The following is a 10,150-nucleotide window of genomic DNA, read 5'->3' on the forward strand; positions in this document are numbered from 1 at the left end:
GGCGGCGACTGCCCGCCTTGCGCATTCCCAGTTCCGGCTGACTTACGGGGGTCCCTTTGAACTCTACCGTCTTTGCGCCGTGGGACGACCCACAGGCGAAACCCTTGATCCAGTTCAAGAACGTCACCAAGCGATTTGGGGGATTCACGGCCATCGACAACCTGTCGCTGGATATCTTCGAACGTGAATTCTTTGCCCTGCTTGGTCCGTCGGGCTGCGGCAAGACCACGATGATGCGGATGTTGGCCGGGTTCGAGCAGCCCTCGGAAGGAACCATCCTGCTGAGCGGTCAGGACATCGCGCCGGTCCCGCCCAACAAACGGGCGGTGAACATGATGTTCCAGTCCTACGCGTTGTTTCCGCATCTGAACGTGTGGGACAACATCGCCTTTGGCCTGCGCCGGGACAACATGCCCAAGCATGATCTGGAAGACCGGGTCGAGGAAATGCTGCGCCTGACCCGGCTTGAAAAATTCGCCCGCCGCAAGCCACATCAGATCTCGGGCGGGCAGCGGCAGCGCGTGGCGCTGGCCCGGTCGCTGGCCAAGGCGCCCAAACTGCTGTTGCTGGACGAACCGCTTGGCGCGCTGGACAAAAAGCTGCGCCAGGACACCCAGTTCGAGCTGATGGACATTCAGGAAAAGACCGGCACCACCTTCGTGATCGTGACCCACGACCAGGAAGAGGCGATGACGGTCGCCAGCCGCGTTGCGGTGATGGATCAGGGCAAGCTGATGCAGGTCGCCACGCCAGACCGCATTTATGAAAACCCCAATTCCGTTTACGTCGCCGATTTCATCGGGGACGTGAACATCATCCAGGGCCGGGCCACCTCGATCGGCGAGGACACCTATCGCGTCGACTGGGCCGAGGGCCAGCCGCCGCTGACCGCGACGTCGGCCAACCGGTTTGCCGACGGTCAAACCTGCCACCTGGCCATCCGGCCGGAAAAGGTGACCATCTCGGCCGAGCGCCCCGCCGATGCCGTCAACGCCGTGCAGGGCAAGGTGCATGACATCGCCTATCTGGGCAATCTGTCCACCTATTACGTCGAACTGTCCAACGGCATCATCATCAAGGCGCAGACGGCCAATACCCGCCGCATCTCGCGCCGGTCCTTCACATGGGAAGACCCTGTCTGGCTGTCTTGGACGGCCACGGCGGCGGTTCTGCTGGCAGACTGATGCGCCGCGCGGTCCTGATCGCCATTCCCTATGTTTGGCTGCTGGCCCTGTTTCTGGTGCCGTTCTTCATCGTGTTGAAGATCTCGCTGTCGGACATCGCGCTTGCGATCCCGCCCTACACCCCGACCCTTGATCTGTCGCAGGGCTGGGCCGGGATCAAGGAATTCTTCAGCCAGTTGGATTTTGAAAACTTCGTCTGGCTAACAGAGGATGACCTGTACTGGAAAGCCTACCTGTCCAGCGTCAAGATCGCGCTGATCGCGACCGCGCTGACCCTGCTGGTGGGCTATCCGATCGCCTATGGCATGGCCCGAGCGCCCGAAGAATGGCGCCCGACGCTGATGATGCTGGTGATCCTGCCGTTCTGGACCTCGTTCCTGATCCGCGTCTATGCATGGATGGGGATCCTGTCGAACGAAGGCTACCTGAACCAGTTCCTGCTGTGGACGGGCATCATCTCGACCCCGCTGACTATCCTCAACACGCAGACGGCCGTCTATATCGGCATCGTCTACACTTATCTGCCTTTCATGATCCTGCCGATCTATGCCGCGCTCGATCGGTTGGACGGCTCGCTGATCGAGGCGGCCGAGGATCTGGGCTGTTCGCGTACGCAGGCCTTCTGGCTGGTGACCATCCCACTGTCGCGCCCGGGCATCATCGCGGGATGTTTCCTGGTGATGATTCCGGTGATCGGTGAATTCGTGATCCCGTCGCTGCTGGGCGGGTCGGGCACGCTGATGATCGGCAAGGTCTTGTGGGAGGAGTTCTTCTCGAACCGCGACTGGCCGGTGGCCAGCGCTGTGGCGGTGATCCTGCTGCTGATCCTGGTGATCCCGATCGTGCTGTTCCAGCGCAACCAGCAGAAACAGGCGGAGGCCGAGCAATGAACAGGCTGAGCTGGTTCAACACGGTCTCGCTGACGCTGGGCTTTGCGTTTCTGTACATCCCGATGGTGATCCTGATCATCTTCAGCTTCAATGAAAGCAAGCTGGTCACGGTCTGGGCTGGGTTCTCGACCAAATGGTACGGCGAGCTTATGCAGAACCAGGCGTTTCTGGATGCGGCCTGGGTCACCGTTCGCGTTGCCGTGTTCTCTTCGACGCTGGCGACCATTCTGGGCACCATGGCCGCCTATGTCATGGTGCGGGGCGGGCGGTTCTTTGGCCGCACGCTGTTTTCCGGGATGATCTACGCGCCGCTGGTGATGCCCGAGGTGATCACCGGTCTGTCGCTGCTGTTGCTGTTCATCGGCATCGGGCTGGACCGAGGTATCTTGACCATCGTGCTGGCGCATACGACCTTTTCGATGTGCTACGTTTCGGTCGTGGTGTCCTCGCGGCTGGTGACGTTCGATCAGTCGCTGGAAGAGGCGGCGCTGGATCTGGGCTGCTCGCCGGCGCAGGCCTTTAGGTTGGTGACGCTGCCGATCATCGCGCCGGCGGTGATCTCGGGCTGGTTGCTGGCCTTCACCCTGTCGCTGGATGACTTGGTGATCGCGTCCTTCACATCCGGACCCTCGGCCACGACCCTTCCGATCAAGATCTTCTCGGCCGTGCGTTTGGGGGTCAGCCCCGAAATCAACGCGCTGTCGACCATCATGATCGCCGTGGTCACCGTCGGCGTGATCACCGCTTCGCTGGTGTCGAAACGCGCGATGCTCCGGCAGCGGCAAGAGGAACAAGCCGCCGCGCGCACCGAATGAAACGGATCTTTCCTGCCTACACCTATGGCTCCCGCCCGCGCGCGGGGTGCTGGTGGGATGAAACCGTGCCGGCCCCCGACTGGCCGGTACATGAAGGTGATCTATCGGTAGACGTTGCGATCGTCGGCGGCGGGTTCACTGGCATGTCGGCGGCGCTGCATCTGGCGCAGCAGGGCGTTTCGGTCGCCGTGTTCGAGGCGGAAACGCCGGGCTGGGGCGCCTCGGGGCGCAACGGCGGATTTTGCTGCAAGGGCGGGTCGAAACTGGGCCATGCCGCCATGGTGCGCAGGTACGGCCCCGCAGCGGCCGAGGCCTATGCGCAGGCCGAGGCAGATGCGGTGGCGCTGGTTGCCCAACTGTTGTCGGCGCACGGGATTCAGGCGGATGTGCATTCGCAGGGCGAGACCCGGCTGGCCCACACGCCGCGGGCGATGGAGGCGCTTCGGCGCGATGCCGGGCCAGACGGTATTTTGCATGAAACCTGTGACCTGCCGAGTCTTGGGCTGGGTGGGCGCTTTTTCGGCGGATACACCGACCCGGTCGGGTTTGCACTGAACCCGCGCAAATACCTGTTTGGTCTTGCCATGGCCGCCCAGGCGCAGGGTGCGCGCCTGTTTCAGCGCAGCCCGGTGCAGGATGTCCGGCGCGCAGGATCCGGGTTCGCACTTGCGCTGCCGCGAGGCTCCGTGCGGTCCAAAACCGTTCTGATCTGTACCAACGGCTATTCCAGCGAAGACATGCCCGACTGGTTGTCGGGCCGCTACATGCCGGCACAGTCGACGGTCATGGTCACGCGCCCGCTGTCCGAGGCCGAGTTGCAGGCGCAGGGCTGGACGTCGCGCCAGATGGCCTATGATACACGCAACCTGCTGCATTATTTCCGACTGATGCCGGACAATCGGTTCCTGTTCGGAATGCGCGGTGGTCTGATGTCCTCGCCCCGGGCCGAGCGCGCGATCCGGCGCAAGGTGGTGCGGGATTTCGCCCGCATGTTTCCGTCCTGGGCCGGGGTTGAGGCAACGCATCTGTGGTCGGGAATGGTATGTCTTGCCCGCGATCTGGTGCCGTTTGTCGGGCCGGTCGCCGATCGGCCTGGCATGTTCGCGGGGCTGGCCTATCACGGCAACGGTGTTGCGATGGGCACGTTTTGCGGTCGAGACCTGGCGCAGTTGGTCCTGGGGCAGGATGCGAACATCCCGGACCCCATCGCGCGCCCGCCGGGGCGGTTTCCGCTGGGTCGATGGCGGCGCTTGTTGATGCCGCCGGCTTATGCCGTCATGGCATTGGCGGATCTTTGATCCGGTCTAACGGGCGTCCGCCAGCCCCGCAAGTTCCAGCGATAATCCGTTCTCATAGGCCGGGGCGCCGTTTTCGACACGCCACAGGCAATAGGCCGCCATTCGCCAAGCGTACCAGGGTTTGAGTTCACGGTATCGTTCCGCGGTTTCCGGGCAGCCATAGGCCTGCAGGAACCGGATTTCCTGATCGTGGGTCAGCGGGCGGCCGCGGTAAATCTGCTGCATCGCAGGTGACAGAAACAGAGCCAGATCCTCGCACCGATCCCCGACCGCAGGGCATTGCCAATCGATCAGCATCGCCCCCGAGGGCGAGGTCAAGATGTTGCCGGCTACCGGGTCGCCATGGATCAGGCAAATCCGAATTGTTGGCGGAACGCTTGTTTCTGGCATCAGCCCCTGCAGTGTCTTTCGGAGCTTGTCGTGGCAGCGGCTCAGAATCTCCGAGCCATGGCGAGCAAGATCGGCACTGCCGTTTCGACCGGCAGGCGCGGCAACAGGCGGATTCATGTCATGCAGGCGTCGTAGTAACCGGGCGACAGATTCGACACCCCTCTGCCAAGGGGCGCCCGGCGCATGGTCATACAATACCCAACCGTCCTTTCTGAAATGTCCCGAAGCACGCAGCCGAGGCGCCATACCCGTTTCTGACAGCGCCCGCAGGCAGGCCGCTTCAAGCCGTGCATCATTGCGGAACAACGGATTGGTCTGGGTCGTGTCATACAGCTTGAGGACCTTGTCCCGACCACGGTCCATGATTTTCCACACCCGGTTGGTTCGCCCGCCATACAGCTTTTGAAAGCTGGCCCCATGGACAATCAGGCCACCTTGGAAAAGGTGCTCGACAAGGCCTGATGGTGGCAAGAGAAGCTGGGACAGGGTGGCACCCTTCGACTGAGAATCCGGATGCGCCCAGCATTGGCCTGCGCATTGGTCAAGTTCAAGCGCTCGCGCGCACCGCCTCGACCTCGGTCGCCGAAAGTGACGCGCCGCTGTCCAGCATCAGCACGATTCCCCCTTTATCCAACTGCGCCTCAACGACGCGGCTGAAGGCCGCAGTCGGCTTCTGGGACAGCAGATTGTCCCCCTTGTAGCTTTCCAGACTGGCGGTATACGCCCCTTCGGCAACCGGCGCGCCCGTGATGTCCAGACCGGGCCAGACGAATTGCCGGTCTGTTGCGGGAACGTCCAGCCGGGTGACCACGTCACCATTGATGTCGCGTATGACAAGCACGGCCTGGTCGGCGTTGGGGTCGGGGTCAGCAAAGACCGTTCGCGGTTGTCCGTCAAATTGAAATGCGGCGGGCGCCCGAACCTCAACCCCGACCCATCCAGACAGTTCATCGAGATTCGCGCCGTTCAGTGCCGCGGCCAGCCCGGTCAGCAACTTGTTGGTCTGGACCTGCTGTTCGACCATCGAAAACTGTGCCAGCTGGGCGGCATATTCGGAGGAATCCAGCGGCTCGAGCGGATCCTGATTCCGCGCCTGTGTGGTCAGCATCAGCAAGAAGGTTTCGAAATCGGATGCCAAACCCGAACTCTGCGATTGGGTTGTGGCTTGTCCCTGAGCTGTGGTCTGCGTCGCAGGGTTGGTGGCGTTGATCATGGGTCATAACCTCAAGTCGAGTGGGCGCGAAGGGTCGGGCCGGCGTGGAACCGGAGAATCGGGGTCGGGCGAAACGGGATCCGCCTCGGTTTGAATCGCGCCTTGATGCTTCGCTTCCCCCTGCGTTTCGGAGCCGGCGGCACCATTCGAATCGAATTCAAGGCCCCCATAGCCCAGTTGCTGGAACTCGGTCGACAGCAGCGAGATGTGGCGGCGCATCAGATCCAGGGTTTCCGGCCGTTCGGCGGCAATCACCAGGTGGATACCGTCTTCCCGACCCATCATTCTGATCGAGATTCGTCCCAGCTCTTCGGGGTTGAGCTGCAGCTCGATGCCGCCTCCTGCTCTCGCGGAAACCGATGCCGAAATCTGGCTGGCGATCGACCTGGCCAATTCAGCGCCCGAGGCGCGATGCAGCACGGCCGGCGGCGGCATGCTTTCATGTGCGGTGCGGGCGGCAGACGGCTGCACCAGCTGAGGCGTCTCACCCAGATCCTCAGGCGGCTCCTGCGTGTCAGGCTGAACCGGCGGGAGCGGCTGATGGGATTGATTGGGCGACAGAGACGCGGCTGCCGCCTCCATGTTGGTGGGCGCTACGATTGGGCGCTGACCGGAAACCGGCTTGGGTTGGGTAGAATCGGTCCAAGGCGTTTCCGAAGCGGCGCGCATGCCATGTTGCCGATCAGGCGATTCGGGGCGAAGCAGCAAGGCTTGGACGGCCGTCTCGCCCCGCGTGGTCGAGGAAAGCGAATCGGCGGTTTGTGATGACGGCTCGGCGGTTGTGGCGGACGAGTCTTCTTGCAAAGACCCCGTCCGAGGTGCCACCGCCGACACCCCTTGGCCGTCTGTCATGGTGGACTTGATAGTCTTGGACGCCGCGCCGATGGCCGGAGCGCCCGGTGCGGTGGCCGTATCGTGCGGAACCGGCTTCGACCCCTGTTGGCCCTGAGGTAAGGGCGGCGGCATCGCCGCCGCGTCGTCCGGAATCGCCGGAAGAACTTCAGAATTGACCGACTCGCCCTGGGCGATTTCCAGATCCCCGTCCTGCGCCGCCAAATCGTCAGGGACGACGATCGGGTCCGCCTCCGGTTTTTTCCGGTCTGATGGCTGCAATTCGGCCACGAAGTCCGCAAAAGCCTTCTCAGGCTCGGCCTTTCTTGTGTTGCACGTCGACAAAGCAGCGCTTTTCGCCGTTTGGTCGGGACTCACTGTCAGTGGGTTGGGCATTTTGCTCCGGCTCCGTCTGCATGATCCGAACCTGCCCGCAGGAAGTTACGTTTATTTTAACCGCTCTTCGCTTTCATCGGGAAAGTTTCTGACAATTTTCGGAGTTGCGCATGATGATTTCAGCACTCACCCAAACAGCCCGCCCGGACGTGGGGACCAAGCTCAAGGCCGCCGCGGTCGAGCTGGAGGCGACATTTCTTGCAGAGATGTTGAAGGCCGCCGGCATGGGGCAGGCGCGACAATCCTTTGGTGGCGGCGCGGGCGAAGACCAGTTCTCGTCCTTTCTGGTTCAGCAGCAAGCACTGCAGATGGCCCGGGCCGGCGGGATCGGGCTTTCGGAAATCCTGTGCACTGCAATGATGGAGAAAACCGATGCAAAGTGATAACCGGCGCGTTCAAGCCCAGGCGCTTGAGGAGATTCTGGATCAGGAACGGTCGGCCTTGCTCGAGGGTGACCTGGAGCGGCTGAGCCAGATGCTGCCGCGAAAGGAGCAGTTGATCGAGGACCTGAACGCGCTGGAGGTGACGGACAGTGACGATCTGATCAGGCTTCAGGCGAAGGTCAATAGAAACCAGAGCCTGTTAAGCAGCGCGGCCGAAGGGATCCGGACCGTAGCCGACCGCATGGCGGAACTGCGGAAGGTGCGTCAGGAGTTCACCACATATGACGCCAACGGTCAGCGGACCGGTCACGCGGTGCGGCATGCGGCCAAGCTTGAAAAACGGGCGTGATGACATTTGATTCAAATGCGTTTTTTTCCACGGGCGCGCTTTAGCACTCCGTTAGGAGATCAAACCCGATAGTGGTCCGGCACCTGCAAGACGGGTGGCGCGAAGGCCGCAAGGTTCCTCGCACAGGTCAGAACGACATTTGGCCCGCCGATCCCGGCGGGGTGTCAATGGGCGAAGAAGGCCCGAACGAACAAAGGATGAAAAGCATGTCCAGCATTCTGACAAACAACGGCGCGATGGTTGCGCTGCAAACCCTGAAATCGGTCAACAAGAACCTGGCCGCCACCCAGAACGCGATCTCGACCGGCAAGGACGTGGCAACGGCCAAGGACAATTCGGCGGTTTGGGCAATCTCCAAGGTGATGGAGTCCGACGTCAACGGTTTCAACGCCATCAAGGACAGTCTGGCGCTGGGCGAATCGACCGTGGCCGTGGCTCGGAACGCGTCGGAAACCGTAACCGATCTGCTGACCCAGATGAAAAACAAGATCGTGGCGGCTCAGGAGGACAACGTCGATCGCAGCAAGATCAACGATGACGTAAGCGCCCTGCGCGATCAGATCGCATCGGTTGTCGGCGCGGCCCAGTTCAACGGGCTGAACCTGGTGGATGGATCGGCCGGCACGGCATCGATTCTAGCGTCGCTGGACCGCGACAGCACCGGGGCGGTGACTGCGTCGTCGATTACCGTGAACGGTCAGAACCTGTCGACCGGAGGCTATTCGAGCAAAGGCGTTCTGGCCGGGTCGGACAACGCCACGACCGACAACGATGCTGCGGGCTTTACCATGGACAAGGCTGGCGGCACCGGTGATATCGTGATCGACAGTTCGACCGACAACTTCGCCGCCGGCGACAAGGTGACGATCACCATCGGTGACAAGGTCGCGTCCTACACCGTCCAGGCCGGCGATCTCGATCCGTCGGGTACTTACGACTCGGCCTATACTGACGCGATTGTCGCAGTCGGCTTGAAGAACCAGATTGACGCGCTGGGCATCACCGGCGTGGCCATCGACTATGACTCCAGCGCGCCCGGCACCCTGACCTTCGTGACCGGCACCGCCGCGGCAGGGGCTGACGCAGATCGCGACGTCACCGTTTCGGCCCAGTTCACCAATGCCGGGTCCGGCGGGCTTGGCGCGCTGTCCTCGATCGATGTCTCGACGAGCGCGGGCGCCGCTGCGGCCCTGGGCACCATCGAGACCCTGATCGACACCGCGATCGACGCGTCGGCGGCATTCGGCTCGGCGCAGGGTCGGATCGAAACCCAGAAGGAGTTCATCTCGAACCTGACGGACTCGTTCAAATCGGGCATCGGCTCGCTGGTGGACGCCGACATGGAAGAAACTTCGGCCCGTCTGCAGGCCCTGCAGGTGCAGCAGCAGCTGGCGACGCAGTCGCTGTCGATTGCGAACCAGGCGCCGCAGTCGATCCTGTCATTGTTCCGCTGATCCCAAAGCAATCCCGGGGCGCGATCCACGCGCCCCGGTTCTGACCGCCAGACCCAGTCGGCCAATTGGAAGGATTTCAAGTGACACTGCAAACGCTTGCTCAACGCGCCTACGCGCAGTCTGCCGCTCCGACCCGCACCCCGCGTGATACCGAGTACGAGGCAATTTCGAAAATCACCCATCGCCTGAAAGCGGCCGCGGCGCGAAAGGCATCGGATTTTTCGGGTTTTGTTCAGGCCCTGCACGACAATCGCAGGCTTTGGTCGGTTCTGGCAAACGGTGTCGCGGACTCAGACAATGCCCTGCCGAATGACCTGCGGGCGCGTATATTCTATCTGGCCGAATTCACCGAACAGCACACCGGTCAGGTTCTTGCGAGGAAGGCCGGGATTGAGCCGCTGCTGGAGATCAATCTTGCGGTGCTGCGCGGCCTGCGTCAGATGGGTGCTTCGTAATGGCGGGCCTTGTTCTGAAGCTGGCGCCAAAAGAGCGCGTTCTGGTGAACGGCGTGGTGATCGAAAACGGAGACCGGCGCAGTCGGTTTTCCATCCTGACGCCGGATGCAAACGTTCTGCGACTGAGGGACGCCATCCATCCCAATGAGGCCACGACGCCCGTCCGCCGGGTGTGCTATGCGGCGCAACTGGTCCTATCGGGAGATCTGGATGCCGCTCAGGCACGCCAACAGCTCCTGCGACGCATCGAGGAACTGAGCCAGGTCTTCACCGACCCTGACAGCCGCCGCGTACTGGGGCAGGCAACCGAAGCCCTGGTGGCTGAGCAATATTACAAATGCCTGAAGGCGTTGCGGTCGCTTTTGCCGCGTGAAGAACGCTTGTTGGCCTACCGCCAATGACCTTTCAGCCGGTCATACCAACTGGCGGGCTGGTCGGCTGGCGCTTTTTGCAACGCACCTATGATGCCCAGTTGCAGGCATTTTCGTCTTC

General features: G+C 62.2%; 12 protein-coding genes. 9 read left to right on the forward strand and 3 right to left on the reverse strand.

The annotated features are described in order from the left end of the window. Positions 1-56: 56 nt before the first annotated feature. Genes AC2FM3_RS08865 through AC2FM3_RS08880 form a run of 4 tightly spaced genes read left to right on the forward strand, consistent with a single transcriptional unit; the run spans position 57 to position 4,187 of the window. Positions 57-1,184 carry an ABC transporter ATP-binding protein gene (locus AC2FM3_RS08865; RefSeq protein ID WP_496680747.1) on the forward strand — a complete coding sequence of 376 codons (1,128 nt, stop codon included), beginning with the start codon at positions 57-59 and terminating at the stop codon, positions 1,182-1,184. After that, positions 1,184-2,074, forward strand: a complete 891-nt coding sequence (locus AC2FM3_RS08870) for an ABC transporter permease subunit (protein WP_005980379.1) — start codon at positions 1,184-1,186, stop codon at positions 2,072-2,074. The genes AC2FM3_RS08865 and AC2FM3_RS08870 overlap by 1 nt, the downstream gene beginning before the upstream one ends. Continuing rightward, a complete protein-coding gene (locus AC2FM3_RS08875) occupies positions 2,071-2,889 on the forward strand; it encodes an ABC transporter permease (RefSeq protein WP_496680750.1) in 819 nt (272 codons plus the stop codon). The genes AC2FM3_RS08870 and AC2FM3_RS08875 overlap by 4 nt, the downstream gene beginning before the upstream one ends. After that, positions 2,886-4,187, forward strand: coding sequence for an NAD(P)/FAD-dependent oxidoreductase (locus AC2FM3_RS08880; RefSeq protein WP_496680753.1), 1,302 nt, complete (start codon positions 2,886-2,888; stop codon positions 4,185-4,187). The genes AC2FM3_RS08875 and AC2FM3_RS08880 overlap by 4 nt, the downstream gene beginning before the upstream one ends. Positions 4,188-4,193: 6 nt before the next feature. Here AC2FM3_RS08880 and AC2FM3_RS08885 read toward each other — a convergent pair whose 3' ends face one another. From AC2FM3_RS08885 to AC2FM3_RS08895, 3 genes are all read right to left on the reverse strand, one after another. Next, positions 4,194-5,048 carry a phosphotransferase family protein gene (locus AC2FM3_RS08885; protein ID WP_496680755.1) on the reverse strand — a complete coding sequence of 285 codons (855 nt, stop codon included), beginning with the start codon at positions 5,046-5,048 and terminating at the stop codon, positions 4,194-4,196. A gap of 76 nt (positions 5,049-5,124) precedes the next feature. Then, the gene (locus tag AC2FM3_RS08890; protein WP_496680758.1) at positions 5,125-5,790 is read right to left on the reverse strand and encodes a flagellar hook capping FlgD N-terminal domain-containing protein; all 666 of its coding nucleotides are present in this window, start codon (positions 5,788-5,790) and stop codon (positions 5,125-5,127) included. A gap of 3 nt (positions 5,791-5,793) precedes the next feature. Next, positions 5,794-7,017, reverse strand: coding sequence for a flagellar hook-length control protein FliK (locus AC2FM3_RS08895; protein WP_496680759.1), 1,224 nt, complete (start codon positions 7,015-7,017; stop codon positions 5,794-5,796). Between the two features lie 110 nt (positions 7,018-7,127). Between AC2FM3_RS08895 and AC2FM3_RS08900 the strand changes: the two genes are divergently transcribed. The 5 genes from AC2FM3_RS08900 (at position 7,128) to flbT (ending at position 10,059) form a co-directional block, all read left to right on the forward strand. Next, a complete protein-coding gene (locus AC2FM3_RS08900; RefSeq protein ID WP_496680761.1) occupies positions 7,128-7,400 on the forward strand; it encodes a rod-binding protein in 273 nt (90 codons plus the stop codon). Next, positions 7,390-7,749 (forward strand): flagellar biosynthesis protein FlgN, encoded by a 360-nt coding sequence (locus AC2FM3_RS08905; protein ID WP_496680764.1) that lies wholly within the window; start codon positions 7,390-7,392, stop codon positions 7,747-7,749. Before AC2FM3_RS08900 ends, AC2FM3_RS08905 begins: the two co-directional genes overlap by 11 nt. Positions 7,750-7,955: 206 nt before the next feature. Further along, positions 7,956-9,203: a flagellin N-terminal helical domain-containing protein gene (locus tag AC2FM3_RS08910; protein ID WP_496680766.1), complete on the forward strand. Its 1,248-nt coding sequence runs from the start codon at positions 7,956-7,958 to the stop codon at positions 9,201-9,203. An 80-nt stretch (positions 9,204-9,283) separates the two neighbouring features. Continuing rightward, a complete protein-coding gene (gene flaF, locus AC2FM3_RS08915) occupies positions 9,284-9,658 on the forward strand; it encodes a flagellar biosynthesis regulator FlaF (protein WP_496680768.1) in 375 nt (124 codons plus the stop codon). After that, the gene (gene flbT / locus AC2FM3_RS08920) at positions 9,658-10,059 is read left to right on the forward strand and encodes a flagellar biosynthesis repressor FlbT (protein ID WP_496680771.1); all 402 of its coding nucleotides are present in this window, start codon (positions 9,658-9,660) and stop codon (positions 10,057-10,059) included. Before flaF ends, flbT begins: the two co-directional genes overlap by 1 nt. The last annotated feature ends 91 nt before the right edge of the window (positions 10,060-10,150 follow it).

This window comes from Ruegeria sp. BHSB172, assembly GCF_059613165.1.

Coding starts and splice junctions, on each gene's coding strand:
- AC2FM3_RS08870 (WP_005980379.1), top strand. CDS start 1,184: ATGCGCCGCGCGGTCCTGATCGCCATTCCCTATGTTTGGCTGCTGGCC.
- AC2FM3_RS08875 (WP_496680750.1), top strand. CDS start 2,071: ATGAACAGGCTGAGCTGGTTCAACACGGTCTCGCTGACGCTGGGCTTT.
- AC2FM3_RS08880 (WP_496680753.1), top strand. CDS start 2,886: ATGAAACGGATCTTTCCTGCCTACACCTATGGCTCCCGCCCGCGCGCG.
- AC2FM3_RS08890 (WP_496680758.1), bottom strand. CDS start 5,790: ATGATCAACGCCACCAACCCTGCGACGCAGACCACAGCTCAGGGACAA.
- AC2FM3_RS08895 (WP_496680759.1), bottom strand. CDS start 7,017: ATGCCCAACCCACTGACAGTGAGTCCCGACCAAACGGCGAAAAGCGCT.
- AC2FM3_RS08900 (WP_496680761.1), top strand. CDS start 7,128: ATGATGATTTCAGCACTCACCCAAACAGCCCGCCCGGACGTGGGGACC.
- AC2FM3_RS08905 (WP_496680764.1), top strand. CDS start 7,390: ATGCAAAGTGATAACCGGCGCGTTCAAGCCCAGGCGCTTGAGGAGATT.
- AC2FM3_RS08910 (WP_496680766.1), top strand. CDS start 7,956: ATGTCCAGCATTCTGACAAACAACGGCGCGATGGTTGCGCTGCAAACC.
- flbT (WP_496680771.1), top strand. CDS start 9,658: ATGGCGGGCCTTGTTCTGAAGCTGGCGCCAAAAGAGCGCGTTCTGGTG.